Origin of the sequence: Luteimonas sp. WGS1318 (genome assembly GCF_043187535.1) — a bacterium.
Lineage (GTDB): Bacteria > Pseudomonadota > Gammaproteobacteria > Xanthomonadales > Xanthomonadaceae > Luteimonas.
This window is the reverse complement of sequence record NZ_CP171131.1, coordinates 2,698,414-2,723,252: the sequence shown is the minus strand read 5'-3', so window position 1 is coordinate 2,723,252 and position 24,839 is coordinate 2,698,414. Positions and strand designations below refer to the sequence as shown.

Sequence of the window (24,839 nt, the reverse complement as noted above, 5' to 3'; positions counted from 1 at the left end):
TCACGCTGCGGGTCGCTCGCAGCCCGTGAACTCGGTGCAGATTGCGGGCTGCCGGAAGAGCTTTTTTCCGCTTGTCAGAAAATTTGCTTATTGCACATTTCGAGGCGTGCGCCGTGCAAAAGCGCACTTTCGCAGATATGCACCGAGCGCTGAAATGGAGTCTGCCGTTTGCAGGAGGGGCAAGTGATTGTTTCCGCGTGGGTATTTCGGTGTTGACACCCCAGGGGCGGTCAAAGATGATCCGTGCATATCGCGTTTTTTGAGCGCTACTTGGTGTTAGGCACGGACAGTCAAGATGATTCGGCCTCTGACATCGCTCGCTGTTGGAATCTTCGCAACCATCGGACTGTTCTTCAGCTCCGACTTCGCCTTGTCCAAAGGTTTCTCCGCTGTTGGTCGGGTCATGTTTTGGCAGGAGCCGCTTTTGCAAACATTTCCGGCGTGGCACTCCCTGGTCTCACCTCAGAGCCCCCTCTTTGACACACTGACCCTGCTTGGCGCTTTCCTAACTGGGTTCATCGTGTACAGCCTCATAGGCTACGCTTGGCTCCACTGGCGGGCGCCTAACAGTTCATTCAAGCCGACACCGCTTCGCGGCGCGGCTTAACTCAGGTGTTAGGTCTCGCATGAAGCCTCTGTTGCTGTTGATTGGCCTGCTGCTCATTTCCGCGTGCAGCCCAGAGAGTCCTGCATTGCCTGGGGTGACGGTCTCGGTTCCCCCGCCTCCCGACGTTGGAGACATTGGTCATTTCCTAAACTGCAAGGCAAAGCCACGTCGCGAGTTGTCGGCTCGTGAGAAATGCGAGGTAGCTGCCTTTAGTTCCCGCTGCAAAGCGCTTGATGACTGCTATGTCAGTTGCATCAACAGCCCTTCGGGCTCTTTTGTTGGTGGTCGCTGCGCTCACGTGTGCACCTTTGGTCCACACCAGGGCGCTCCATCACCGGACGCTCTGGCTAGTTGCGCCAGTGTTGCCGGTCGCTCGGGCGTAGACGTAGAGTGAGGCCTAACAGTTCATTCAAGCCGAACCCGCTTCGCGGGTCGGCTTAATTCAGCAACTGTCTTGAGCTGGGTCGATTTCAGGCGGCGATCGCAGCATCTCCCGCGCCCTTTAATTCGTCCCGCCGCCTGGCGTTGACGATCGTCAGCAGCTTCCGCATGCAAGCCACCAGCGCGACCTTGCCGAGCTTCCCGCGCGCCCTGAGTTGCTGGTAGTGCGCACGCAGCCTCGGGTCCCAGCGCACGGCCGAGAGCGTGGCCATGTAGAGCGCCACGCGCACCGGACCCCGCCCACCGCGGATGCGACGCTTGCCGTGCATCTGGCCGCTGTCGCGATTCATCGGCGCCACGCCGACGAGCTTCGCGATTTGGTGGCGTGTCAGAGTGCCGAGCTCGGGGAGCAGCGCGAGGCTCGTGGCCTGGAAGATCGGGCCCATGCCCTTCGACGATTGCAGCGCCGGCGTCGCATGAGCCTGGAGCAGGGCGCGCATCGCGCGATCGATGGCGGCGAGCTCGCGCGTGAGTGCGGAAATCGTGCGCATCATGACCTTGCGCACCGCCGGCGATGTCAGCGCGGTCTGCTGCTTCTGCGCCTGCAGCGTGGTCACGACCTGGCCGCGCCGGCGCAGCCAATCCCGCAGTTCCCGCTGCCAGGGTGCAGGTGCTTCGTAGCGACGCAGGCGGTCTGCGAACAGTCTCGACATCAGGCACAGCAGGCCTGCGTCGATTGCATCCGTCTTCGCCAGCTCGCCGGTCGCACGCGCGAAGTCGCGTGCCTGGCGAGGATTGATGCGTGCGACCCACAGGCCTGCATCGCAGCACGCCTCGAGCAATGCATCCTCGTAGCCGCCGGTGGCCTCGACGACGATGCGCGCGTCGGCAACGTCATCCAGTCGTCGAACCAGCTTGCGGATGCCCGCTGCGCTGTTGGCGAACCGCGTCACCTTGGCCACGCCCTCGATGGCGACATCCAGCGTCGCCTTGCCTACGTCGACCCCTACTGCCGTCATCTCGATTCTCCGATAGAGTTGGCCGGTCGAGAGCATCGCGCCCGGGCCCACGCTTATCAGTTCGAGGGAGACCTCGTGCAACTGTCCGGGCGCAGGGCGCGAGATCCGGCGTGTGGCCCCTGCTGAATTACGGTGCTGCTACACCGAGGCGTTATCGGGCGCACACGCCGGGCTCTCGGTGCCTACAGTAGGGAAACTGGAAGACATAAGGTGTTAGGCCTCATGGAAGCACTCATGCAGTCTGTGGCTAATGACCTTGGCGACCGGATCATCAAGGTCAATCACGCCGGCGAGCATGGTGCCATATGCATCTATACGGGCCAGATCCTAATGGCACGCCTCACTGCACGGGGTATGGTCGCTGAGCTAACTGAGTTCAGGTCTCACGAGCAACGGCATCGAGACATATTTTGCGCTGAGTTGCAGCGCCGCGGGCAGCAACGCTGCCGTAGCTACTGGCTTTGTGGTATCGGTGGTTTCGTGCTCGGTATCGTCACTGGCCTCCTTGGTGCCAACGCCATCGCGGCTACAACCGCCGCAGTAGAGAGCGTTGTACTTCGGCATCTTGAGCAGCAGCTTGTCGTGTTGCATGGCAGTGACCCGGCGGCCGTTTCAGCCATCTCCGCTATCGTCGCGGAAGAGCAGCAACACCACGACCACTCCGCAAGCCAGGTCCAAGCTGGTAAATTCTGGCCCAAGGTCCTCAAACCCATCGTCTCCGCGTCCACGGAGGCAGTCATATGGCTTGGCATGCGGGCGTGAGGCCTAACAATTCATTCAAGCCGAACTGGTAGTTCCTTCGGTTTAGTGGACACCCTGACCTAACGATCAGGAGTGTCTTCATGCCAGCACCAGGACCCAGAACAACGTATCGCTACAGCGATCATTTCAAGGCCACCGCAGTCCGACTGAGCGAGCTTTCAGGCGTGTCCGTACGCGACGTCGCCGAGTCGCTTTACATCCATCCCTTCATGCTGTCTCGTTGGCGAAAACTGGCCCGCGAGGGGGTGATCGTGACCAAGGGAATCGAACTCGACAAGACCGTGGCCGCAGAGCTCAAGGCGCTGCGCGAAGTGAAGCGCAAGTACGAACGGCTGCAGGTCGAGCATGACCTTTTAAAAAAAGCCATCGCGTTCACTTCCAGTCCAAGGCCGACATCTTTGCCTTCATCGCGCACCACCAGGAAGCCGCCCCGGTGAGGACGATGTGCCGCCTGCATGGTGTCAGCGCGTCCGGCTTCTATGCCTGGCAACAGCGTCCGCGCAGTACACGCGCTGTCGAGGACGCCGCGCTGGTCGAGCGCATCAAGGGCGTGCATGCACAGAGCCGCGAGACCTACGGCAGCCCGCGTGTGCACGCCGCCTTGCAGCAGGCAGGTGAACAGGTCGGCCGTCGCCGGGTCGAACGCTTGATGCGGGAAAACGGCGTGCGCGCCTGCTCATCGCGTCTGTACCGAAGGCGCCCAGGGCTCGCGGCGTTTCTCGCCAGCGTGGAAAGTCGCGCGCATGCCGAACGGGTCGAGCGCGTGGACCAAGTCTGGGTTGCGGACGTGACCTACCTCAAAGTGCAAGGCCAGTGGCGCTATCTCGCCACGATCATGGACCGCTGTTCGCGCCGCCTGCTGGGCTGGGCATTGGGCAGGGACCGCACCAGTGCACTCACGCGTCGCGCCTTGGCATTTGCGCTGCGCACGCGACGACCGGAGGCGGGCACGCTCTTCCACAGCGACCGCGGCATCGAGTTTATGGCGACCGACTTCAAGCTGCAGCTGCAACGCGCCGGCTTCGTGCAATCGGCCAATCGGCCGCGCCGCATGACCGACAACGCGCACATGGAATCCTGGAACAAGACGATGAAGTCCGATCTGTATCACCGGCACACCTTCACCAGCGACCACGCGCTCCAGGCCGCCATTCGCGGCTACGTGGATTTCTACAATCACCAGCGCCTACACTCGGCACTCGACTACCGCACACCCGCCGATTACGAACGCGCATGCGCCTAACCAACGGGTGTCCACTTTTTCGAGGGAAGTCCCTGCCGCTTCGCGGCACGGCTTAATTCAAGCGTTAGCCGTCATGAACCGGAAGCCCCTCGCAGCCGTAGTTAAGGAACTCCGAACGGAGGTCGGCTTTGGCTGCCCTGTGCCGGGCTGCGGCAACCCGTATCTTGAATGGCACCACTTTGATCCACCATGGAGCATCGAGCAGCACCACAACCCGGAAGGCATGATCGCGCTCTGCGCTGAGCACCATAAGAAGGCTGACAACGGTGCTTTTACGAACGAGCAACTTGCTGCGCTAAAGAAGAATCGCGCCGCCCGCTCAGACGTACGTGGAGAATTTGACTGGCGGCGCAACAAGCTCCTAACCGTGGTAGGCGGAAACTTCTACTACGAGACTCCGCGCCCTCTGGTAATAGATGGGCACAACGTCGTCGCGATCTCACGAGACGCGGAAGAGAATCTCCTTCTAAGCGTCGAGATGCTGAGCCTGTCGTCCGATGAAAGGGTAGTCCTTGTAGACAACTGCTGGGAAAACATTGGTAGTCCTGAAGACCTAGTCTCGCCTCCGAGCGGAAAGAAGCTGTCAATCACCTACTCAAACGGCGACCATTTAAGTGTTGAATTCCTAGAGCTTCCGAACGCGTCAGCCTTCGAAGGTCGCTACAAGCGTCAGGCTTTCGAACTTCTGGAATTTCCGCTAACCGTGGCCGAAGTTAACTGTCGCTTCGGCGGAACGGATATAGCGCTCACGCCCGCCGGAACAACGATCCGGGCAAATCGGATAACTGGGTGCTTCGCGGCCTATTGTGGCGCAGGCTTGGTGGTGAACCTGGGCCTACGCTGGCGGCAGAACTTCTGCCTCGTTTCTCAGCCCAGTTCCCGTCTCTCGCCTTGCCCGTGTGGCAGTGGCAGCCGCTACAAGCACTGTCATGGCGCTCTCGTATGACGGCTAACAATTCGTCCAAGCCGACGCCGCTTCGCGGCGCGGCTTAACTCAAGTGTTAGGCCGCGGCATCAGATTCGCGGCTTCGGATGGTTCATAAATCAAGGCTCAGGAGGAGCATCGTGGGTTGGGACATCACCTATCACCCTGTTTCATCGGCAGAAATACAGAGTCTCTATTTCCGTGGGGTCGAGGATCCAGACCACTATCTGCGGCTGGCAGAGCAGTTTGGTGTTGACGATTTCTACGCCGAGCAGCTGCGCAGCCGTTTTGCCGAGGCCCGTGGATTGGAGGCTTCCGTTCCTTTCAACAAGGGACATGCGTTCTATCTGGCGATCGTTTCGGGCTTCTTGCGCAAGCACCACTACATCCGAGGTGGCGCGTTCTCGTTCTTGGCAGACAACCCGGTGTTCTCCAGCTACATCTCCGACCTCAGGCCCCTAGTTCCAGAGCGGTTCCAGGATCTGCAGTTCGACAACCGGCTGACCGAGAACTACTGCGGCGGTGTCTTCATTTCCTTCGAGTCATTGAAGCGATTGAGAAGTGACTATGAGTCAGACGCCGAAGTGCGTCAGGGACTGGATGAGGTGTTCTCGCATGGGCGACTCGAACTGTTCTGGAGGTCGGTCGATGCGGCGGTTGCCGAGGAGCTCGGTCTCCTTGAGGCAGCCGAGGTGGTTGAGCCTTTCCCCCTTGATCTCAATAGAACCAGGAGCCTGACCAACCTCTTCAACTGTCATCATGACGGCGCACTGCTCTACGCCGAGGCGGCTGCGCAGCAACTTGCAGCGGCAGTGGCTGCATCCGAGCCGCCTCCGCCTAAGAAGCGATCGATGTGGTCACGGCTTTTCGGTTGAGCACCTGTAGTTCGTCTAGGCCGAAGCCACTTCGCGACTGTAACTAACGGGGTCAGGTTCACTTACCTCGGCTGCTTGTCTTGAAAAGCAGGTGAGAAGTAAATCGTGGCCAAATTGATCGGCGTCACTGTTGCGATACGTGACCGCTCGGAGTCAACGGCTCCAGGTTCAGCTACTGAGCCACCGAGCCCGGCGTCGCAGAGGTCAGCTGGATGTCGATTTTCCCCCGCGTTGATCGTCGTACCCGTACAAGGCGGCACTGATTCGCCGCCACGAGGAGACGACGATGCGCGTGATGGTGTTGGTGAAGGCGACAGAGGACAGCGAAGCGGGACTTCTTCCCACGCCTGAGCTGCTCGATGCAATGGGCAAGTACAACGAGGCGCTGATCGAGGCCGGCATCCTCAAGGACGGCGACGGGCTGAAGCCGTCCTCTCAGGGCAAGCGCGTCCGGTTCTCGGGCGCGGATCGCAGCATCGTCGACGGGCCCTTTGCCGAGACCAAGGAACTGGTGGCCGGCTTCTGGCTCTGGGAGGTCGAGGACATGGACGAGGCGATCGCCTGGGTGAAGCGTTGCCCGAATCCGATGCCCGGACCGAGCGAGATCGAGATCCGTCCGCTTTACGAAGTGTCCGACTTCGGCTGATAGACCAGCGAGCGCCGCGAATGGCGTATGGGCCGAATCGGGCGGGGTTGCGATGCGCCACGCCGGGTAGTATCCGGCCTACGTGCTGAGCGGTCGGCGTCTGGAGCACCTGGCGATGCGACGGATCATCAAGATTCTCGGTTGGGCGCTGCTTGCGGGGCTGGCGATCGCGCTTGTCGTCGGGCTGCGCCCCTTCATCGATCGTGGCGCGGAGGCCACCCGTCCGGTGCCTCTGGAGCAGGCGCTGCTGCCTCCGGGCGAGGCGGAGGACATCCGCAGATTCATCGATGAGGACGCCGACGCCATCGACGCGTTCGTTGCGCTGCGCGGCGAGACGCTCCTGATGGAATACGGGGTGGTCGACGTGCCGATGAACCTGGCTTCCGCGCGCAAGAGTGTCCTCAGCCTGTTGATCGGCATCGCGGTCGACCGCGGCCTGATCGATCTGGACGGGACGCTCGGAACACTGGGTATCGACGAGCGTCGAACCCCGCTGACGGACGCCGAAAAGCAGGCCACGGTCGAGCATCTGTTGCAGGCGCGCTCGGGGATCTACCTCCAGTCCGGTGCCGAGACGATCGAGAACCGGGATGGCCGCCCGGTGCGAGGCGAGTTTCCACCGGGCACGCACTTCTTCTACAACAACTGGGATTTCAACGTCCTCGGCGCGATCTTCGAGCAGCAAACCGGTCTGTCCATCGGTGAGGCCTTGGACGCCTGGCTCGCAGTGCCTCTGGGCATGCAGGATTTTCATCGCGACCACGTGTTTCATGATCGGGCAGGCAGTGATTCGGACTACAGGACGTATCGAATCCACATGAGTGCGCGCGATCTGGCCCGAATCGGCGCACTGGTCGCGCAGGACGGTGTGTGGAATCAGACGAGGATCGTCTCCGCGGAATGGATCGAGCGAAGCACGACGCGCTGGTCGACGAGCGGCGGGCCGTTCTACGACGGCTTCGGCTATTCGTGGTGGTTGAACTCCGAGCTGGATGCGGTATTGGCCGATGGCTGGGGCGGTCAATACATGCTGGTGGATCGGCGGCGCGACCTGACCCTGGTGGCACGCCGGGACACGGGCAACTCGATGCTGGGGTTTCTGGTGTTCAGCGGTTTGAAAGCGCAGGGACATCCCGCGGATATCCAGGCGATTTACAGGCGCATGGGTGCGATATCGCGTTGAGTGGTTGCACTGGGCGGATGACGATCGGGGTGAGGTTTACTTACGACGCGCGGTCTTCAGTGACGCGGCCGACGAGCCACTCGACGATCGCATCGAATCGTTCCTGATCAAGCGCGTGCCCACGCTCGACGCGGAGTTCGGTGATGAAGTCCCCAGCGACCTTCGCCACGACCTGATCCGCATCCCGCGAATATTTGTCCTCGGTGCCCGACACGACCAGCGTCGGGCGCGGAGCGATGGCCGACAGCACATCGTGCGTGTCGATCAGCTGCGCGAGGCCGGGCACGGCTTCGAACAGGGTGATGCCTGTCTCTTCGCGGCGGCGGGTGTCGAAGCTGCACACCGCGCCGCTGATGCAGGCGAAGCGGCAGCGCGGGTCGACGGCGGCGTGGTAGAGCGCGGTATAGCCACCATAGGAATGGCCGGCGATGCCGACGCGGCGTGCGTCCAGCTCGGCGGCGTCGATCAGCACGCTCAGCGCGCGCTGTGCATCGTCGAGGCCCTTGCGCATCAGCGTGTCGCCGTCGAGCAGGCGGTAGCTCATGGCGCTGTAGTGCTGGAGCCAATCGTAGTCATGCGGCTCGACGCCGTGGACCTGGCCGCGGCGATCCTCGAACGTGAGGGCGTCCGGTGCGAGCACGGCCAGACCGCGACGCGCGAGCGCGGGGCCGAAGGCCTGGAACGGGCTACCGACGTCGCCGGCAATTTCGCTCTTGCCGAAGTGGAATTCGCCGTTGTGCTGGTGGAAGACCACGACGCCGCCCCGGGTGGGCTGCGCCGTGGGCGTGAACAGAAACGCCGGAATGGTGTCGCCGTCGAGGCCGCGGTATTCGATGCGCTGCCGGGTGTAGCCGTCGACCGCGGTCACGTCGCCGCGCTCGAACGCGACGGGCGCAGGCGGGGCGAGCCCGAGTCGCTCGCGCAGCCGTGCGCCGATGTCGTGCGTCATGCCGTGCCGCCTGATGTGTCGGGTGTTTCCGGATTCACGCACTGCACGCCTGTCGTCCGCAATCGCAGCGCCACGCGCGCGCCGTCAGTGATGGTCGTGCGCGCCGGCATCCGCGGCCGGCGCGTCGACGGCCACGCCGCGGTCCTGCAGCCAGCGCTGCATCTGCGCGATTTCGGTTTCCTGCGCGGCGATGACCTGCTGCGCGAGGGCGCGCACTTCAGGGTCATTGCCGTGTTCGAGCGCGACATGGGCCATGTCGATGGCGCCCTGGTGGTGCGGAATCATGCCGCGCATGAAATCGACATCGGCGTCGCCGGTGAAGCCGGCGCCCATGCCGGCGTGCATGGTGTCGTTGACGCGCTGGTAGGCCAGCGTGGACGGACTCGCGGTTTCGTTTGCGGCGGTCGCCGGTGCGGGCGCGGTCCCGGCCGTTGCCGTCGCGGGCGTCGTCGCGTCGGCCGCGTTCGCGGGCGCGGTGTCGGCGCCATCGGGCGCGCAGGCGGCGAGCAGGGCGGTGATCGCGAGCAAGGGCATCAGGCGCATGAAGGCGGTCCTCGGGTGTGCGGGGAGGGCGACACCTTGCCCGGCCGCCTCGGTCCTTGTCCAATCGCGCGGCACATCCGGGCGCGCGCCGATGCGCAGTACGATCGCCGGGCGACGCCGCGAGGTGCCGCGATGCGGGGATCGGGCGACGCCCGGCCTGGCGATTCGTCTCCACGGGGAGGACGTATGGCGAAGAGCAGTTGGGGCACGCGCGCCTGGGCGGTATTGGCCGTGGTCGCGTGGTCGGGCGTAGTGCTGCAGCTCGGGCTGTCGATCGCGCTGGCGCAGTCGAACGGCAGGGCGGCGGTCGATGGCGTGGTGGCGTTCCTGGGGTACTTCACGGTGCTGAGCAATCTATTCGTCGCGCTGGTGGCGACGCTGCCGCTTCTCAGGGGCGAGCGCAGTGCCGGACGCGCGGCCGGATCGGCACTCGTGGCGGGATGCGCGACCACGGCGATCCTGACGGTGGGCATCGGCTATCACCTGCTGCTGCGGCATGTCTGGGCGCCGCAGGGGCTGCAATGGGTGGCAGACGTGATCCTGCATTACGCGGTGCCGCTGGCGGCGCTCGCCTGCTGGACGGCCTGGCCTCCGGCCACGCGCTTCGACCTGCGCCTGCCGCTGCTCTGGTGCCTGTATCCGATCGGCTACGGCGTCTATGCCGTGGTGCGCGGCGCGGTGCTGGGCAGCTATCCGTACCCTTTCATCGATGTCGCGGTGCTCGGCTACCGGCAGGTGCTGCTCAACATGCTGGGCCTGCTGGTGTGTTTTCTGGTGCTCGGCTACGCGGTGCTGGCGGTCGCGGCCTGGCGCACGCGTGCGCGGGCGCGATCTGTGCACCGTATCGACGGGTGATGGTGTATCCACGTCGCACGAGGAGACCACCGTGCCCACGAAAACCCTGAAACTCGCCACCTTCAACGTCAACGGCATCGCCACGCGGTTGCCGCATCTGCTGGCGTGGCTGGCGGAATCGAAGCCCGATGTCGTCGCGTTGCAGGAACTCAAGGCCACCGACGATGCGTTTCCGGTGGACGCGCTGGAGGCGGCCGGGTATGGGGCGATCTGGCAGGGGCAGCGGTCGTGGAATGGCGTCGCGCTGCTCGGGCGCGGGGTGGTGCCGGTCGAAAGTCGGCGCGGACTGCCCGGCGACGCGAAGGACGCGCAGAGCCGCTACATCGAAGCGGCGGTGCACGGCGTCGTCGTCGGTGGGCTGTACCTGCCGAACGGCAATCCGCAGCCCGGGCCGAAGTTCGACTACAAGCTGGCGTGGATGGCGCGGCTGCAGCGGCATGCGCAGACGCTGGTGGGGTTGCCGCATCCGGCGCTGCTGATGGGCGATTTCAACGTGATTCCCACCGACGCCGACGTCTACGACGCCAAGGCCTGGCGCAAGGACGCGCTGATCCAGCCCGAGGTGCGCGTGGCCTTCGAGGCACTGCTGGCGCAGGGCTGGACCGACACGCTGCGCGACGTGTTCGGCGAGGACACGGTCTACACGTTCTGGGATTACTTCCGCCAGCACGCGCAGCGCGACCGCGGGCTGCGCATCGATCATCTGTTGGCGAACCCGGTGTTGGCGAAGACGGTCAAGGCGGCCGGGGTGGATCGCTGGGTGCGGCTGGAGGACAAGGCGAGCGATCACGCGCCGACGTGGGTGGAAGTGGCGCGGCCGGCGGAGGCGTAGTGGCGGCGGGGAGCCGCGGAGCGCGCGGGCATTGGACGGTGTTGCGGTGAGGGGTCAGGGGAGAGCGTTCGCGCGCGAGCGCGCTCCTACGCAGGAGCGGATTGCTGCGGGGGTGTGAACGCCGTACGCGTCCAGCTCAGGCGTCATGGATCGTGTCCGGTTTCCCTGTAGGAGCGGCCTCGGCCGCGATTGCCGCAGGCCTGCGGTCGGCCATCCGCGCGCCTCCGGTCAGCCGCACCTCGTTCGCGCGCGAGCGCGCTCTTACGCGGGAGCGGATGGCTGGGGTGGGGGACGTCCGTACGTCCAGCTCAGGCGTCATGGGTGCTGATGCGAGGTCGTGTCCGGTGTCCCCTGTAAGAGCGGCCTCGGCCGCGATTCCCGCACGCCTCCGGCCAACCATCCGCGCGTTTCGGGCGCTACCCTCACCGCGTTCGCGCGCGAGCGCGCTCCTACAACGGGACAGCTCGCGCTGATGGTGGGCTGGAAACGAGGACGTTTCGCGCGCTACGCGCCTGCGGGTTCACGTGCGGGCGGCTTGAGACGGCGCAGGCTCGCCGCCATCTGTGGATCTCCACGCCTGCCGCCAGGATGCCCATGTCCAGTTTCGATCTCACCCCGCCCAGCCCCGAACAGCGCGTCACGCTGGAAGCCGGCCTGTCCGCCGACGAGCGCCGCGTGCTGCTGCAGCACGGCACCGAGGCGCCGTTCTGCGGCGTGTTCCTCGACAACAAGCGCGAGGGCACCTACTGCTGCCGGCTGTGCGGGCTGCCGCTGTTCCGCTCGAGTGCGAAGTTCGATTCCGGCACCGGCTGGCCGAGCTTCTTCGCGCCCTATGACGAAGCGCACATCGGCCGGGTGCGCGACACCAGTCACGGGATGATCCGCGTGGAGGAAGTCTGCGCGCGCTGCGGCAGCCATCTGGGCCACATCTTCCCCGACGGCCCGGCGCCGACGTACGAGCGGCACTGCCTCAATTCGGTGTCGCTGTCGTTCGTCGATGCGGCGCAGGACCTGCCGGATCCGCTGCAGCGCGGCGGTGCCGAGGCCGGGCCTGCGTGAAGGCAGCGGCCGCCTGATCCGGTCGTCGATCAGGCAGCTGGGCGCGCGCGCGGCCGTCGGTGACAATCCCCGCTCATCACGGACTGGGGAGACTGCGTGATCGTTCCCGAATACTGGGCGGAAGCCCGGCGACAGACGCGGCATGGCGGGCGCAGCGTGACGGTGCGCCGGTTCGGCTGGTCCGACGACAGCGAGGCCGCGGCGCAGGCGCACGCGGATGCGCGCGTGCAGGCGGCGTTCGACGCGGTGCTGGCCGGCGAGGCGCTGCCGCGTCGCGAGCCACTGACCAACTACGGCGTCGCGGGGGTGCCGATCCGCGAAGAGATCGTCGAGCGCGCGGGCGATCTGGTGATCACGCGCAACAGCTACGGCGCCTTGTGCCTCAACACGCCGGACGTGCTGTTCGCCGATCTGGATTTCGAAGCGCGCCCCTCGGGGTGCGTGCTGCCGCTGGCGACCTGCGCGCTGGTGGGCGGCGCGACGTTCGCAGCGGCGGTGCTGGTCATGGACTGGCGTCTGGCGGCGGCACTCGCCGTTGCGGTGCTGGTGGTCGCCAACCTGGGCATGCTCGGCTGGCGTCGGCATCGTTTCGACCGGGAGGGCGGCGCCGAGGCGCGGGCGCTGGCCCGCGTCGCCGCATTCTCCGCGTCCAGCCCCGACTGGCACCTGCGGACCTACCGCACGCCGGCCGGGCTTCGCGTGCTGGTGCTGCACCGGACATTCGATCCGCTGGAGCCCGACGTGGACCGGCTGTTCCGGGCGCTGCAGGCAGACAGCCTCTACGCCACCATGTGCCGGCTGCAGCATTGCTTCCGCGCGCGGCTGACACCCAAGCCGTGGCGCATCGGCATGCAGCGCCACATCAAGCCCCGCACCGCCGCGTGGTCACGCTCCCAGGCGCGTCTTCCCGAGCGACTGGACTGGATCGCGGACTACGAAACGAAGTCGGGAGGGTTTGCGGCGTGCCGTTACCTGCGCTCGTTCGGCCCGGACGTCGTCGATCCGAAGGCGGGGCGGGTCATGGCCATGCACGACGACATCGCGCGCGCGACACAGGCATTGCCGCTGGCCTGATCGCGCGCCGTCATTCGGTCTCGAACGCCTGGATCTCCGCCAGCAGGCGCTGGCTGCGGCGGATGCCGTCGGCACCGTCCGCACAGCGGGCCGGCGCATTCGCATCCAGGGCTTGCGTCCGTGCGCGCTGCCGCCAGCCGTAGAGCCAGGTGCCGGCGAGACCGATGCCGCCGATCGCCAGGCTCCACGTGATCCACGCAGGCGTGCCGGCGCCGGCGGGCACCTCGCCCAGCCCGGCGAACGCGACGACGACCGGCAGCCACAGGATCCACCACGGCGCGCCGCACACCGCGGCGTTGAGCGCGTAGGCCCGCAGCAGCGCGGCCAGCTGGCGCTGGATCACCAGCACCGGCGCGGCGTAGTCGATGCGTGCGGCCAGCGCCAGGTTCAGTGTGGCGCCGATGATGTTGAGCACGCCGAAGGCATGCACGACGACGCCGGCCATCAGCAGGCCGGGCACGTCGGTGTTGCGCGTCCAGCAGGCGACGCCGAGTGCGATCAGCCCGAGCCCGAGCGCGAGCTGCAGCCAGTGGCCGATCTTCAACGGCCGCAGCGCAGCGCGTGCGCGCTGGAGGCGGGTGTCGCGGAGCACGGCGAGGTGCAGCTGGTCGCTGCGCGCCATGCGCGCTTCGAGCGATTGCCAGGCGGTCTTGAGGTCCTGCGGGTCCATGGGGTGCTCCGTCAGAGTTCGGTGCGGATGCGCTGGCGCAGCCGGCTGATCTTGGTGGCGACATTGGTCTCCGACAGGCCGAGGATCTCGGCCATGTCGCGATGGCTGCGGTCGTCGAGATAGAGCAGCAACAGCGCGCGGTCGAGCGGCGACTGCGCATGGATGAAGCGGTGCAGGGCACGCACCTGCTGCTCGGCCTGCGGGTCGTGCGGCGCGGGATCGGCGATGTCGTGCAGTGCGTCGTCGAGCGGTACCGCGTGGCGGTGGCGGACGGTCGCGCTGCGTACGGCGCTGATCGCCACGTTCAATGCGATGCGGTACATCCAGGTGCTGAAGGATCGCGCCGGGTCGTACTTCGGCCAGGCGCGCCACAGCTGCACGGCGATGTCCTGGGCGAGATCGGCGCGGTCGTCCGGATCGCGGCAATAGCTGGCTGCCACGGTGGCGACGATGCCATGGTGGGCCTGCAGCAGCTGGGTGAACGCGGCGCGGTCGTGCGCGAGGGGCATCGCGGTGTCCATGGATGTCCAGTTCGAAGCGGTCATGAGGTGGTTCGCACGGAGGCGACGTCCATCACAGGCCCGTACGGCCCGTCCGGAGGGGCGGCTGTGCACCGGGTGCAGCCGGTCGGAAGGCGGAGGTCGTCCGTCTAATACCTATTCGCTATGTACGCCGATCACGCCGGATCGGGTGCCTATACTCGCGCTCCCTTGCCCCCCACGCAGGCCCCGACATGAGTGCTTCGAGCCCCGTTGCTGCCGACCCCGTCACCAACGCGAGCCGCCCCGCCAGCCTGCGGCGTTCGGTATCCAACACCCTGAAGGGCTCGGCCGGCAATCTGGTCGAGTGGTTCGACGTCTACGTCTACTCGGTGTTCGCCGTGTATTTCGAGTCGCAGTTCTTCTCGCCCGACGACAAGAATTCCACGCTGTACGTGTGGGCGATCTTCGCGGCGACCTTCCTGATGCGCCCGATCGGCGCGTGGTACTTCGGCCGCTTCGCCGACCGCTACGGCCGGCGCCTGGCGCTGACGGTGTCCGTGTCGGTGATGGCCGGTTGTTCGTTCCTCATCGCGATCAGTCCGACCGCCGAGCAGATCGGCATCTGGGCCGCGGTGCTGCTGCTGATCGCGCGCCTGATCCAGGGCTTCGCGACCGGCGGCGAGTACGGCGCCAGCGCGACCTATATGTCCGAGGCCGCGATTCCCGGCCGTCGCGGCTTCCTGTCCTCGTTCCACTACGTGACCCTGGTCGGCGGCCATGTACTGGCGCAGGCGACGCTGCTGGCGATGCTGCTGCTGCTCGACACCGCGCAGATCTCCGAGTGGGGCTGGCGCGTGGCGTTCGGCATCGGCGGCCTCGCGGCGATCGTGGTGTTCTGGCTGCGCCGCACGATGGACGAATCGCTGGAATCGGATTCGATCCAGGCCGCCAAGACCGGCGGCGCGGCGGCCTCGGGCTCGATCCGCGAGCTGTTCGTGAACCAGTGGCGTCCGCTGATGCTGTGCTTCCTGATCACCGCGGGCGGCACGGTCGCGTTCTACACCTACTCGGTCAACGGGCCGAAGATGATCCAGACCGCGTTCGCCGGCGACGACGCCATGGTGGGCACGCTGATCAACCTCGGCCTGCTGACCTTCCTGATGCTGCTGCAGCCGATCGGCGGCTGGCTGTCGGACAGCGTGGGCCGCAAGAGCCTGCTGGTGTTCTTCGGCATCGGCGGCGTGCTCTACACCTGGTATCTGGTGACGGCGCTGCCGCAGCAGACCAGCGCGCTGTCGGCGTTCGTGATCCTCGGCATCGGGTTCGTCATCCTCACCGGCTACACGTCGATCAACGCGGTGGTGAAGGCGGAACTGTTCCCGACGCACATCCGGGCGCTGGGCGTGGGCTTGGGATACGCGCTGGCGAACTCGGCCTTTGGCGGCACCGCGCCGCTGCTGTACCAGGCGGCGTTGAAGTCCGACCAGGTGGTCACGTTCGCCGTGTATGCCACCGCCATCATCGCGGTCTCGCTGGTGGTCTACGTGTTCTTCCTGAAGAACAAGGACCAGAACTGGCTCGACGACGAGGCGGCGATGCGGGATCGCGTGCGGTCGACGCGCTGATCCGTGCGTGGCCCGGTCGCCGTGCGCGGCGTCGGGCCGCGCGGTAGGGTGGGGGCCTTGCCCGATGACCAGGAGGTCCACATGCCCCGTCTTGCCACATCGCTGCTCGCGATTCCGTTGATGGCCGCGTTGGGCGCCTGCGCGTCGTCGGCCGAGCCTGCGCCCGCCTATCCCCAGGTGGGCGGCGTGACCCGCTATGCCCCGGCGCTCGATGCGGTGGTCGCGCCCGATGCGCGCATCGAACGTCTGGCCGAAGGCTTCACCTGGGCCGAGGGCCCGGCGTGGGTCGCGGACGGCGGGTACCTGCTGTTCACCGACGTGCCGGAAAACCGCATCCATCGCTGGTCCGACACGGACGGCCTGTCGGTCTTTCTCGAGCCGTCCGGTTATGCCGGCAGCGATACCGATGCATTACGCGAGGCCGGCGCCAACGGCCTGTTCGTCGAGCCCGCCGGTACTGTGCTGATGGCCGATTCCGGCAGCCGCAGCGTCGAGCGGCTGGATCTGGCGACGAAGCGCAAGACCCCGCTGGCGCGCGAATTCGACGGGCGCCGCTTCAACAGCCCCAACGATCTCGTGCGCCGCAGCGATGGCGCGATCTTCTTCACCGATCCGCCGTACGGCCTCAAGGATCTCGACGATTCACCGGTCAAGGAGTTGGCGTTCAACGGCGTGTACCGGCTCGACACCGACGGCCGCGTGCACCTGCTCGACGATGGCCTGACGCGGCCCAACGGCATCGCGCTGTCGCCCGACGGTCGCACGCTATATGTCGCCAATTCCGATCCCGAACGCGCGATCTGGATGGCCTACGCCCTCGACGCCACGGGCGCGGTGACCGCACGCCGCGTGTTCGCCGATGCCGGCGATCTGGTCGGCGACGATGCGCCGGGTCTGCCCGACGGCATGGCCGTCGCGACCGACGGCACGCTGTTCGCGACCGGCCCCGGCGGCGTGCTGGTGTTCGCACCCGACGGCACGCGGTTGGGGCGGATCGAGACCGGCGGCCCGATCGCGAACGTCGCATTCGGCGATGACGGGCGCACGCTGTACATGACCTCGAACGGCATCCTCGCGCGCGTGCGCCTGGAGATTGCAGGGCCTGCGACGTCGCGCTGATACAGCGCGGGTCGCGCGGCCGGACCGCGCTCATGCCCACCACGGTCGCCATCGTCTGCTGCCGTCCGCTGCACAGGCTGGCAGAGCCGGGGGTCGCAAGCGTCAAACGCGACCCCAAAAGACGATCGACGCGCAGGGAATACTCGACGCACCCGCGTGCGACTGGCCCGGGCGCTGAGGCCTGACGTGCGGACGGCCCGTTGCCGGGCCGTCCTGGTGTCGATCGAAGGCGCGGCGTCAGAGCCGCTGCGCACGTCCGCTGGCGATGACCTCGTCGACGATCGCCCGAGCTTGCCGGGCTGCGCGGGCCTGCGCGTCGACCTGCAGTTTCGCGAGTTCGCCCTGTTCGCCGGCCAGCGCGCCCTGCCGCCTGGCCAGCGTGCCCATCTGCGCGCCGAGCGTGCGCGATTCGGCCTGCAGCGCGTCCAGTGCGCTACGGCGCGACGCGTCGTCCCCGCTGCGTGCCGCCTGCAGGGCCAGCTCCGCGATGCGGCCGCCGATCTCGCCCTGGCGTGCGCCCAGCGTGCCCTGTTCGGCCCCGATCGTGCCCTGGCGTTCGCCGAGTGCGCCCTGCCGTTCGCCGAGATCGCGCACATCGTCGAATGCCGCGCGGAAGCGGTCGACCGTGTCGGCGTCGCGGACGATGTAGCGGGCGTCGCCGCGGCGCAGCCACAGCATCGGGCCGTCGCCCTGCTGCGCGGCGCGCGCCTCGCGCAGTTCGTCGGGGGAACTCATCGCGACGCTGTGCGCGCTGTCGAGCAGCACGTAGGACTCGGCGCCCGGCGTGCGGCTGAGGGTGAAGGTGCCGCGGATCGGGCCGCTGTCGCGCTGCCGGACCTGGGTGCGGATCGTGTGCACATGGCCGCGTGCGTCGCTGTCGTCCGGTGTGGGCGGGACGGGAGGCGCCGGTGGCGCGGCCGGCACGGCCGGTGCGGGCGGGATCGCGGGGCTGACCGGCATCGGCGGAGCGGGTGGTGCGGGCGGCGTCTCCGGTGCCGGTGGCGCGATCGCGGCCGGCGCAGGCGGCGGGGGTGGCATGGGCGCGGCATTGGTCACGCGGTAGGGCAGCACGCCGACGGCGGCGACCAGCAGGGTGGTCGACAGCGCGATCGCACGCGACAGCGGACGGGTGGTCTGCAGCATGGTCAGTCTCCGCTTGAGAAAGGTGTAGTCGGGCGAGGCGCTGGCCAGCCCGGCATCGGGACGCGACGCGATGCCCAGGCGCAGCAGCAGCTGGGCGTATTCGCGCGCGCCGTGGTCCTGGCCGGCGAGCACCGCGGCGTCGCAGGCGCCTTCGCGGGCGAGTCCGTATTCGCGCGCCGCCAGATGCGCCAGCGGGTGGAACCAGAACAGGTGCTGGGCCAGCGCCGGCAGCAGGCCGAGCCACAGGTCGCGGCGCTGCAGGTGCACCAGTTCGTGGGTCAGCGCCATGTCGAGTTCGTCGGCGCGCAGGGACTGTGCATAGCCGTCCGGAAGCAGCAGCACGGGACGCCAGGGGCCGATCAGCTGGGGCGACGCGATCGCGGTCGAGACGCGCAGGTCGGGCGCGGTGCGCAGGCCGTGGGCGTCGGCGGCGAGGGCGAGTGCCTGCAGCAGCGCCCGGTCCTCGCATGGAGTGGCGTCGGCGACGAGGCGGCGCGAGCGCCGCAAGCCCTGCAGGCTGCGCGCGATCATCGCCGTGATCCCGAGCAGCCACAGCACGCCGAGCGCGAACATCCACGACCACGCGGACGGCGCGGCGGCGTCGATCTGCACGGCATCGACGGTGACGGGGGCGAAGGCGACGACCGCATCCACCACCGGGGCGGTCATCACGTCAGCGGGTACGGCGACCATCTGCTCGGCCGCGGGCAGCAGCGGCAACGCGACCGGCGACGACCACACGAGGCCGACGACGAGCTGCAGCGCGACCAGCCACCACAGCCAGCAGCGCGCCTCCGCCGACAGCCGGGGCAGGGCGCGGCACAGCGCCCAGACCAGGGCCACCAGCAGGCTGCCCTGCACGCTGGCCGCGAGCAGGCGCGGCAGCATCAGATCGATGAGTGCGGCGATGGTCATGTCAGGCTCCCTTGCGCTTGGATTGCAGGCTGGCGACCAGCGCCTCGAGTTCGGCGAGTTCGTCGTCGCTGACTTCCTTGCGCTCCGACATCCACGCCACGAACGGCGACACCGAGCCCTGCAGCGTCTTCTCGACGAAACTGCCGACCGCGCTGCGGACCACCTCGTCCTGGCCGGTCGTCGGCGCATAGCGGTAAGCGCCGCCGCCGGCCTGGCTGCGGCGCAGGTAGGCCTTCGCGCGCAGGCGCTCCATCATCGTCAGCACGGTGGAGCGGGCCAGGCCGCGGGTCTCGCCGAACGCGGCGGCGACTTCGCCGACCGTGGAGGGGCCGGCGTCATCGAGGTACTGCAGCAGGGCCAGTTCCTGGTCCCCGATCGTCTTCTTCGGCATGGCATCGCTCCTTGACTACAGTTGTCGGCAATCCTGATCCTGACGACACCTGTAGTCAATAGGCCGGATGGCATAGTCGCCCGGGCCGATGGCCGCAGCGAGACGGGGCGGTAGCGCAGTGCCTGCTGCAGACGAGTCCGCAATCAACGGGTGCGCGCGTGCGTGCGATTCGCGGCTGGGAATCCGGCGCGCAGCCCGTCGAGCGTGTCAGTGCGCCTGTGTGCCGGCTGGACGGCGAATCAGCACGACCACCAGCGTGACCACCGTCAGCGGGACCACGAAGCCCATCATCACGTTGGAGAACGCGGGCAGCGCGGCGTGCGACTGCGCGGCGAGGATCAGGTAACCCACGTAGGCCACGTAATAGCCGAGGAACACGCCGCCCTCCCAGCGTGCGATCTCGCGGCCGGTCAGGAAGATCGGCAGGCAGGCCAGCGCCACGGCCACCATCACCCAGATGTCGAACGCGAGCAGCGCCTGCGGCACGATCAGGCCGGCCCCGCCCGCGAGCAGCCCCGACAGGCCCAGGCAGCCGAGAATGTTGAAGGTGCTGCTGCCGATCGCATTGCCCACGGCGATGTCGCGCTCGCCCTTGATGGCCGCGGCGATCGAGGTCGCGACCTCGGGCATCGACGTGCCTGCAGCGACGATGGTCAGGCCGATCACGACATCACTGACGCCCAGCGCCGTTGCGAAGGCGACGGCCGCGGTCACCAGCCAGTTCGAGCCCAGCACCAGCAGGCCCAGGCCGACGAGGATCAGGACCAGTTGCACCGGCAGCCGCGCATCCCAGGCACCGGGTCGGGGCGCCTGGAATTCGGCGTCGTACTCGCTCGGCGTCGCCGCGCCTCCTGCACTGGCCTGTGCCGCATCGGCGCGGGTCTCGCGTCGTGACTGCACGATCAGGAACACGGTGTAGGCGATCAGCAGGCCCAGAAGCAGCGCGCCATCGAACAGTGTCAGTCGGCCGTCGAGACTGAGCACCGCCAGCAGCAGCGAGGCGCCGATCAGGATCGGCACTTCCTGGCGGATGACCTGCCTGTGCACCACCAGCGGTGCGATCAGCGCGCTGATGCCGAGCACGAACAGCACGTTGAAGATGTTGCTGCCGACCACGTTGCCGACCGCCAGATCGGTCTGCCCGCCGAGCACCGCACCGGCCGACACCGCCATCTCCGGCGCACTGGTGCCGAAGGCGACGATGGTCAGCCCGACCACCAGCGGCGAGATGCCGAACGACAGCGCCAGGCGCGATGCGCCGCGCACCAGGAGTTCCGCACCGCCGACCAGGGCGACGAGGCCGGCGACGAACAGCAGGACATTGAGCATGGGAGGTCCGGATCGAAGAGGGGGCGTGGATCGAGCCGGTGCATGGTATTCGCGCTGATGGGCGACGGTGTGCAGGCGGCGTCGGGCCGCGCATGCGGTCGTGCGGGCGGCGCTGCGTAGGGAGGTCGCAGCACGTTCCTCGACCGGACGCAGCGCACGAGGCCCGTCGGAACACAGTGGCCGCGCAGGCAAGGTGGACGTCTAATACACCGATATCGCGGCGCGTGATGCTGCGCCGCTCGCGTGCCTGCGCGCAGCCGGGCTGCATGTCGCGTACGGCGCGCAACCGTTTCACGCCGACGCCGCTAGACTCGCGCTCCCACCTGTCCGGACGCCCCCATGTTCAAGCGCATTCTCCCGCTGCTGTTCGCCGCCACGCTGGTCGCCTGCGCGGCCCCTGCCGAGCGCCCCGACACCCATGCGGGCCCGGACAAGGCCACCGTGACCCACGAGGCCGACTGCGACCGCGTCGGCGGCGAGTGGACCCAGCTCGGCCGCGCACCGGTCAAGCAGTGCCTGCGCCAGACCACCGATGCGGGCAAGGCCTGCAGCGACAGCCAGCAGTGCGAAGGCCAGTGCATCGCGCCCGAAGGCACCACCGACGGCGCCCAGGTCGGCGGCGCGTGCAGCGTGGACACCAATCCCTTCGGTTGCCAGCAGCGCGTGCGCGACGGTGTCGCGACGACGATCTGCGTCGACTGAATGAGCGGACGCGACCGGGCGTCGGCCCGGTCGTGTAATGCCTGCGCTCCAGCGTTGTGCGGCAAGTCCCTGCAACGCCGGCACGGGCGATGCGGCGTGCGGGTCGCGGTTTCATTGCCTGTGCATCGATGCGGGCCTAGGGTCGGAGTCCACCCTGTTCGTCTGGAGCCGCCATGTCCCGCGCGCTGATCTTCATGTCCGTTCCGTTGCTGCTCGTGCTCGCATCGGCGCCCGCGGCATCGCAGCAGCTCCAACGGCCCCAGCCGGCGCCCAGCCCGGCAGCGACGCCGTCGAGCACGCCCGCGCCGACCGTGGTGCCGGCGACGCCCACACAACGCGCGCGCCAGCCTGCGCCGATTCCGCAATCGGGTCTTGCGCGCCCGACGACCGGGCCGCCGTCGCCGGTGCAACCGCTGACACCGACCACGCCCACCCAGGTGCGTGATGCTCAGGGGCGCGTCGTGCCCGGCGCCCGCGAGATCGTGCCGGGCCGCGCCCGCGACCCGGCCACCGGACAGGAGTTCCGCACCGATCCGGTGCCAAGGCCCCGCTGACGGCGCGCGGGCACGCGCCGTCGTCGCGTGTCAGTCCAGCGTCGGGTAGTCGGTGTACCCGTGGTCGCCACCACCGTAGAACGTCGCCTGGTCGGGCGGATTCAGCGGCGCGTCCTCGCGCAGGCGCCGCACGAGATCGGGGTTGGCGATGAAGGGCCGGCCGAAGGCCACGGCATCCGCGTGGCCGGAGGCGATCGCCGCGTCCGCATCCGCCTTGTCGTAGTCGTTGTTGACGATCCACGCGCCGCGACCGCCCGCGGCGGCATAGGCGGCCTTCAACGCCGCATAGTCGAACGGCGCATCGCCCTGGCTGTAGCCGCGGTCGCCGCCGGTGGCGCCTTCGATGACATGGACGAACGCGAGCCCGAGCGGTGCCAGGCGTTCGACGACGTGCGTGAACAACGGCTGCGGCGCATCGTCGTGGGCGTCGTTGGCCGGGGTCACCGGTGACAGCCGTATGCCGGTGCGGTCGCCGCCGATTTCGTCGACCACGGCGTGCATCACTTCGTCGAGGAAGCGCGCGCGGTGTTCGATCGAGCCGCCATAGGCGTCGGTCCGCTGGTTGCTGCCGGCGCGCAGGAACTGGTCGATCAGATAGCCGTTGGCCGCGTGCACTTCGACACCGTCGAAGCCGGCATCGATCGCGGCGCGCGCGGCGCGGCGGTAGTCCTCGACGATGCCCGGCAATTCGGCCAGCTCGAGTGCGCGCGGCGTGGACGTGTCGACGAACTCGCCCTGGCCGTCGGCGTTGTGGATGAAGGTCTTGCTCTCGGCGCGGATCGCCGACGGCGCCACCGGCGCCTGGTCGTCGGGCTGCAGCGAGGTGTGCGAGATGCGCCCCACGTGCCACAGCTGGACGACGATGCGCCCGCCTTCGGCGTGCACCGCATCGGTGACCCGCCGCCAGCCGTCGATCTGTTCCGGCGCGTACAGTCCCGGCACGTCGGCGTAGCCCTGGCCCTGGTGGCTGATCGCGGTGGCCTCGGTGACGATCAATCCGGCGGACGCGCGCTGCGCGTAGTAGAGCGCGGTGCGCGGTTGGGGAATCGCGTCCGGCGAGCGGTTGCGCGTGAGGGGTGCCATGACGATGCGGTTGGCGAGCGGGATCGCGCCCGCGGTCAAAGGGTCGAACAGGGTGGGCATGGGGAAAGCTCCGTCGTGGGCTTCCGAACGTGCTGGCGCGCTGCGCCGTTTCAAGGCGTGCGGTGGGCGGGTGGGCGGGATGCAATGTTTCGCAGGGGTGGTGCGATCGACGCGCATTCACCGGCAGGCGACCCGGTGAACGCTAGCGTGCGCGCAGTCCCGATGAGTGCCCGTTCGATGCCCCGGTCTCCGCGTCCGTCCTGTGGTCCGCTGTGTTCGTCGAGGCGGGCGCGGTGAGCGTGCTGTCGCAGATCGGCGAGGCCGTCGCCCGGGAACTCGCACTGCCCGATGTCGACACGGTGACGACCATCGTCGTCCGGGTGCTGGTGGCCGCGGTGCTCGGCGGCATTGTCGGCTGGGAGCGCGAGTACAAAGGGCGCGCGGCGGGCCTGAAGACGCACATCCTGGTCTCGATCGGTTCGGCGCTGTTCGTGCTGGCGCCGCTGCTGTCGGGCATCGAAGGCGCCGACGTCACCCGCGTGATGCAGGGCATCGTTTCGGGCATCGGATTCCTCGGCGCAGGCGCGATTCTCAAACTCGGCAAGGACGAGCGCATCGAAGGCCTGACCACTGCAGCCGGCGTTTGGATGACGGCGGCGATCGGCATGGCGGCCGGCATGGGCCAGGAGATGGTGGCGCTGGTGACGACGTTCGTCGCGCTGCTGGTCGTCGGCGCGATTCCCAAGCTGCGGCGTGCGCCGCGCCGCGATGACGATCCCGGCGATGACGTCTCCGGCCACGACACCTGAACACTTTGCCTGCGTGTTCGCCCTTCACCGACGGCGGCTTCATCCGGACACGCGCACGGTGGTCGCACACAACCCCTACGGAGTTTCCCGATGACCAAGCACGACGAGATCCACGACGGTGGCCGTGACCTCAACCGCGATCCGATCACCAAGACCCCCGGCGCGCATCCGGTCGGCGTGGGTGTCGGTGGCGTCGCGGGCGGCGCGGCAGCCGGTGCGGCGGCAGGTACGATCTTTGGCCCGGTCGGTACTCTGATCGGTGCGGCGGTCGGCGTTGTCGCCGGCGCGGCGGTCGGCAAGGGCGTGGCCGAGCGCATCGATCCCACCGGCGAAACCGAATACTGGCGCGAAGCCCACCGCGAGCGTCCGTACGTCAAGTCCGACCACGACTACGACCGCGATTACGCACCCGCCTACGGCTTCGGCCTGCAGGCGCGCGAGGCCGATCGCGCCCGCGGCTGGGAGGATTCGGAAGACGCGCTGAAGCGCGAGTGGGAAACCACCCGCGGCGAATCGCGCCTGGGCTGGGACGACGCCAAGCCGGCCGTCCGTGATGCCTGGGATCGCACCGACCGCACCTATGACCTGTACGGCCGTAGCGACGAGTACCACGCGTCGGCATTCGAGAAGGCCGACTACCGCGGCGAAAGCGACCAGTACGAGCACTATCAGCCGGCGTACCGCTACGGTGCCTATGCGCGCACCCGGCATCCGGACCGTGCGTGGGACGATTCGCTCGAAAGCGAGCTCTCCCGCGACTGGGGTACGCGCCGCGGCACCTCGCCGCTGGAATGGGACCGCGCGAAGGCCGCCGTGCAGGACGCCTACGTGTCCCACGATCACTATAGCTCGGGCACGTACAGCGACAGCGGTCGTGATGACGACTCGCGGTTCCGGGTGCGTTGATCGCATCCTGATCTGACAAGTTGTACCGGAGAAGGCGCATCCCTCGGATGCGCCTTTTTCGCGAGTGGCGCTGCCTTCGTGATGCTGCGACAGAAGTCGTGCGTTAACGGATGTTGTCCACTCTGCTGAGGCAGCGAGCCCGTCCACGCGTCTTGAGG

General features: G+C 67.5%; 26 protein-coding genes. 17 read left to right on the top strand and 9 right to left on the bottom strand.

The features are described from left to right. Positions 1-1,077: 1,077 nt before the first annotated feature. On the bottom strand, positions 1,078-2,088 hold the full coding sequence (locus ACF3M1_RS12405; RefSeq protein ID WP_394001079.1) for an IS110 family transposase: 1,011 nt from the start codon (positions 2,086-2,088) through the stop codon (positions 1,078-1,080). A 141-nt stretch (positions 2,089-2,229) separates the two neighbouring features. Here ACF3M1_RS12405 and ACF3M1_RS12400 point away from each other — a divergent pair, with 141 nt between their 5' ends. The 7 genes from ACF3M1_RS12400 (at position 2,230) to ACF3M1_RS12370 (ending at position 7,641) form a co-directional block, all read left to right on the top strand. Next, entirely contained in the window at positions 2,230-2,769 is a 540-nt protein-coding gene (locus ACF3M1_RS12400; RefSeq protein WP_394001077.1) for a demethoxyubiquinone hydroxylase family protein, read from the top strand. Between the two features lie 80 nt (positions 2,770-2,849). Next, on the top strand, positions 2,850-3,206 hold the full coding sequence (locus ACF3M1_RS12395) for a transposase (RefSeq protein WP_394001076.1): 357 nt from the start codon (positions 2,850-2,852) through the stop codon (positions 3,204-3,206). Continuing rightward, entirely contained in the window at positions 3,164-4,012 is an 849-nt protein-coding gene (locus ACF3M1_RS12390; protein WP_394005265.1) for an IS3 family transposase, read from the top strand. Before ACF3M1_RS12395 ends, ACF3M1_RS12390 begins: the two co-directional genes overlap by 43 nt. Before the next feature lie 73 nt (positions 4,013-4,085). Continuing rightward, the gene (locus ACF3M1_RS12385) at positions 4,086-4,958 is read left to right on the top strand and encodes an SEC-C metal-binding domain-containing protein (protein ID WP_394001074.1); all 873 of its coding nucleotides are present in this window, start codon (positions 4,086-4,088) and stop codon (positions 4,956-4,958) included. 119 nt (positions 4,959-5,077) lie between these two features. Continuing rightward, positions 5,078-5,812 carry a hypothetical protein gene (locus ACF3M1_RS12380; protein WP_394001072.1) on the top strand — a complete coding sequence of 245 codons (735 nt, stop codon included), beginning with the start codon at positions 5,078-5,080 and terminating at the stop codon, positions 5,810-5,812. Between the two features lie 286 nt (positions 5,813-6,098). After that, positions 6,099-6,458 carry a YciI family protein gene (locus ACF3M1_RS12375; protein ID WP_394001070.1) on the top strand — a complete coding sequence of 120 codons (360 nt, stop codon included), beginning with the start codon at positions 6,099-6,101 and terminating at the stop codon, positions 6,456-6,458. Positions 6,459-6,573: 115 nt separating this feature from the next. Further along, entirely contained in the window at positions 6,574-7,641 is a 1,068-nt protein-coding gene (locus tag ACF3M1_RS12370) for a serine hydrolase domain-containing protein (RefSeq protein WP_394001068.1), read from the top strand. A 40-nt stretch (positions 7,642-7,681) separates the two neighbouring features. Here ACF3M1_RS12370 and ACF3M1_RS12365 read toward each other — a convergent pair whose 3' ends face one another. Both ACF3M1_RS12365 and ACF3M1_RS12360 read right to left on the bottom strand, forming a co-directional pair. After that, the gene (locus ACF3M1_RS12365; RefSeq protein WP_394001066.1) at positions 7,682-8,590 is read right to left on the bottom strand and encodes an alpha/beta hydrolase family protein; all 909 of its coding nucleotides are present in this window, start codon (positions 8,588-8,590) and stop codon (positions 7,682-7,684) included. A gap of 84 nt (positions 8,591-8,674) precedes the next feature. Continuing rightward, complete coding sequence (locus ACF3M1_RS12360) at positions 8,675-9,133, bottom strand: DUF305 domain-containing protein (RefSeq protein ID WP_394001064.1); 459 nt, start codon at positions 9,131-9,133, stop codon at positions 8,675-8,677. A gap of 186 nt (positions 9,134-9,319) precedes the next feature. On the opposite strand from ACF3M1_RS12360, the gene ACF3M1_RS12355 reads away from it, so the two are divergent. The 4 genes from ACF3M1_RS12355 (at position 9,320) to ACF3M1_RS12340 (ending at position 12,953) form a co-directional block, all read left to right on the top strand. Then, positions 9,320-9,988, top strand: coding sequence for a Pr6Pr family membrane protein (locus tag ACF3M1_RS12355; protein WP_394001063.1), 669 nt, complete (start codon positions 9,320-9,322; stop codon positions 9,986-9,988). A gap of 31 nt (positions 9,989-10,019) precedes the next feature. Further along, positions 10,020-10,820, top strand: a complete 801-nt coding sequence (xth, locus tag ACF3M1_RS12350) for an exodeoxyribonuclease III (RefSeq protein WP_394001061.1) — start codon at positions 10,020-10,022, stop codon at positions 10,818-10,820. A 594-nt stretch (positions 10,821-11,414) separates the two neighbouring features. Next, positions 11,415-11,879, top strand: a complete 465-nt coding sequence (gene msrB / locus ACF3M1_RS12345) for a peptide-methionine (R)-S-oxide reductase MsrB (RefSeq protein WP_394001059.1) — start codon at positions 11,415-11,417, stop codon at positions 11,877-11,879. Between the two features lie 96 nt (positions 11,880-11,975). After that, positions 11,976-12,953, top strand: a complete 978-nt coding sequence (locus ACF3M1_RS12340) for a hypothetical protein (RefSeq protein ID WP_394001057.1) — start codon at positions 11,976-11,978, stop codon at positions 12,951-12,953. A 10-nt stretch (positions 12,954-12,963) separates the two neighbouring features. Here the strand turns inward: ACF3M1_RS12340 and ACF3M1_RS12335 are convergent, their stop codons facing one another. Further along, positions 12,964-13,623 (bottom strand): serine/threonine protein kinase, encoded by a 660-nt coding sequence (locus ACF3M1_RS12335; RefSeq protein ID WP_394001055.1) that lies wholly within the window; start codon positions 13,621-13,623, stop codon positions 12,964-12,966. Positions 13,624-13,634: 11 nt separating this feature from the next. Beyond that, positions 13,635-14,132, bottom strand: a complete 498-nt coding sequence (locus ACF3M1_RS12330) for an RNA polymerase sigma factor (RefSeq protein ID WP_394005264.1) — start codon at positions 14,130-14,132, stop codon at positions 13,635-13,637. Positions 14,133-14,356: 224 nt separating this feature from the next. On the opposite strand from ACF3M1_RS12330, the gene ACF3M1_RS12325 reads away from it, so the two are divergent. Then, entirely contained in the window at positions 14,357-15,730 is a 1,374-nt protein-coding gene (locus ACF3M1_RS12325) for an MFS transporter (protein WP_394001053.1), read from the top strand. A gap of 81 nt (positions 15,731-15,811) precedes the next feature. Beyond that, on the top strand, positions 15,812-16,849 hold the full coding sequence (locus ACF3M1_RS12320; protein WP_394001051.1) for an SMP-30/gluconolactonase/LRE family protein: 1,038 nt from the start codon (positions 15,812-15,814) through the stop codon (positions 16,847-16,849). 237 nt (positions 16,850-17,086) lie between these two features. Here the strand turns inward: ACF3M1_RS12320 and ACF3M1_RS12315 are convergent, their stop codons facing one another. The 3 genes from ACF3M1_RS12315 to ACF3M1_RS12305 all read right to left on the bottom strand — a co-directional run bounded on the left by ACF3M1_RS12315 (position 17,087) and on the right by ACF3M1_RS12305 (position 20,627). Further along, positions 17,087-18,907: a M56 family metallopeptidase gene (locus tag ACF3M1_RS12315; protein WP_394001049.1), complete on the bottom strand. Its 1,821-nt coding sequence runs from the start codon at positions 18,905-18,907 to the stop codon at positions 17,087-17,089. 1 nt (position 18,908) lies between these two features. Next, complete coding sequence (locus ACF3M1_RS12310; protein ID WP_394001047.1) at positions 18,909-19,298, bottom strand: BlaI/MecI/CopY family transcriptional regulator; 390 nt, start codon at positions 19,296-19,298, stop codon at positions 18,909-18,911. A 207-nt stretch (positions 19,299-19,505) separates the two neighbouring features. Further along, positions 19,506-20,627, bottom strand: a complete 1,122-nt coding sequence (locus tag ACF3M1_RS12305) for a calcium/sodium antiporter (protein WP_394001045.1) — start codon at positions 20,625-20,627, stop codon at positions 19,506-19,508. A gap of 339 nt (positions 20,628-20,966) precedes the next feature. On the opposite strand from ACF3M1_RS12305, the gene ACF3M1_RS12300 reads away from it, so the two are divergent. Then, entirely contained in the window at positions 20,967-21,329 is a 363-nt protein-coding gene (locus ACF3M1_RS12300; RefSeq protein ID WP_394001043.1) for a hypothetical protein, read from the top strand. A gap of 173 nt (positions 21,330-21,502) precedes the next feature. Next, positions 21,503-21,883: a hypothetical protein gene (locus ACF3M1_RS12295; protein ID WP_394001041.1), complete on the top strand. Its 381-nt coding sequence runs from the start codon at positions 21,503-21,505 to the stop codon at positions 21,881-21,883. Between the two features lie 30 nt (positions 21,884-21,913). Here the strand turns inward: ACF3M1_RS12295 and ACF3M1_RS12290 are convergent, their stop codons facing one another. Further along, positions 21,914-23,026 (bottom strand): alkene reductase, encoded by a 1,113-nt coding sequence (locus tag ACF3M1_RS12290; protein WP_394001039.1) that lies wholly within the window; start codon positions 23,024-23,026, stop codon positions 21,914-21,916. Between the two features lie 233 nt (positions 23,027-23,259). Between ACF3M1_RS12290 and ACF3M1_RS12285 the strand changes: the two genes are divergently transcribed. Beyond that, entirely contained in the window at positions 23,260-23,775 is a 516-nt protein-coding gene (locus ACF3M1_RS12285) for an MgtC/SapB family protein (RefSeq protein WP_394001037.1), read from the top strand. A gap of 90 nt (positions 23,776-23,865) precedes the next feature. Beyond that, complete coding sequence (locus ACF3M1_RS12280) at positions 23,866-24,681, top strand: hypothetical protein (protein WP_394001036.1); 816 nt, start codon at positions 23,866-23,868, stop codon at positions 24,679-24,681. Positions 24,682-24,839: the final 158 nt, after the last annotated feature.

What these genes read in the sequence shown, in the direction of transcription:
- ACF3M1_RS12400 (WP_394001077.1), top strand. Translation starts at nt 2,230, where the DNA reads ATGGAAGCACTCATGCAGTCTGTGGCTAATGACCTTGGCGACCGGATC.
- ACF3M1_RS12395 (WP_394001076.1), top strand. Translation starts at nt 2,850, where the DNA reads ATGCCAGCACCAGGACCCAGAACAACGTATCGCTACAGCGATCATTTC.
- ACF3M1_RS12385 (WP_394001074.1), top strand. Translation starts at nt 4,086, where the DNA reads ATGAACCGGAAGCCCCTCGCAGCCGTAGTTAAGGAACTCCGAACGGAG.
- ACF3M1_RS12375 (WP_394001070.1), top strand. Translation starts at nt 6,099, where the DNA reads ATGCGCGTGATGGTGTTGGTGAAGGCGACAGAGGACAGCGAAGCGGGA.
- ACF3M1_RS12370 (WP_394001068.1), top strand. Translation starts at nt 6,574, where the DNA reads ATGCGACGGATCATCAAGATTCTCGGTTGGGCGCTGCTTGCGGGGCTG.
- ACF3M1_RS12365 (WP_394001066.1), bottom strand. Translation starts at nt 8,590, where the DNA reads ATGACGCACGACATCGGCGCACGGCTGCGCGAGCGACTCGGGCTCGCC.
- ACF3M1_RS12360 (WP_394001064.1), bottom strand. Translation starts at nt 9,133, where the DNA reads ATGCGCCTGATGCCCTTGCTCGCGATCACCGCCCTGCTCGCCGCCTGC.
- ACF3M1_RS12355 (WP_394001063.1), top strand. Translation starts at nt 9,320, where the DNA reads ATGGCGAAGAGCAGTTGGGGCACGCGCGCCTGGGCGGTATTGGCCGTG.
- msrB (WP_394001059.1), top strand. Translation starts at nt 11,415, where the DNA reads ATGTCCAGTTTCGATCTCACCCCGCCCAGCCCCGAACAGCGCGTCACG.
- ACF3M1_RS12335 (WP_394001055.1), bottom strand. Translation starts at nt 13,623, where the DNA reads ATGGACCCGCAGGACCTCAAGACCGCCTGGCAATCGCTCGAAGCGCGC.
- ACF3M1_RS12330 (WP_394005264.1), bottom strand. Translation starts at nt 14,132, where the DNA reads ATGCCCCTCGCGCACGACCGCGCCGCGTTCACCCAGCTGCTGCAGGCC.
- ACF3M1_RS12325 (WP_394001053.1), top strand. Translation starts at nt 14,357, where the DNA reads ATGAGTGCTTCGAGCCCCGTTGCTGCCGACCCCGTCACCAACGCGAGC.
- ACF3M1_RS12320 (WP_394001051.1), top strand. Translation starts at nt 15,812, where the DNA reads ATGCCCCGTCTTGCCACATCGCTGCTCGCGATTCCGTTGATGGCCGCG.
- ACF3M1_RS12315 (WP_394001049.1), bottom strand. Translation starts at nt 18,907, where the DNA reads ATGACCATCGCCGCACTCATCGATCTGATGCTGCCGCGCCTGCTCGCG.
- ACF3M1_RS12310 (WP_394001047.1), bottom strand. Translation starts at nt 19,298, where the DNA reads ATGCCGAAGAAGACGATCGGGGACCAGGAACTGGCCCTGCTGCAGTAC.
- ACF3M1_RS12305 (WP_394001045.1), bottom strand. Translation starts at nt 20,627, where the DNA reads ATGCTCAATGTCCTGCTGTTCGTCGCCGGCCTCGTCGCCCTGGTCGGC.
- ACF3M1_RS12300 (WP_394001043.1), top strand. Translation starts at nt 20,967, where the DNA reads ATGTTCAAGCGCATTCTCCCGCTGCTGTTCGCCGCCACGCTGGTCGCC.
- ACF3M1_RS12295 (WP_394001041.1), top strand. Translation starts at nt 21,503, where the DNA reads ATGTCCCGCGCGCTGATCTTCATGTCCGTTCCGTTGCTGCTCGTGCTC.
- ACF3M1_RS12290 (WP_394001039.1), bottom strand. Translation starts at nt 23,026, where the DNA reads ATGCCCACCCTGTTCGACCCTTTGACCGCGGGCGCGATCCCGCTCGCC.
- ACF3M1_RS12280 (WP_394001036.1), top strand. Translation starts at nt 23,866, where the DNA reads ATGACCAAGCACGACGAGATCCACGACGGTGGCCGTGACCTCAACCGC.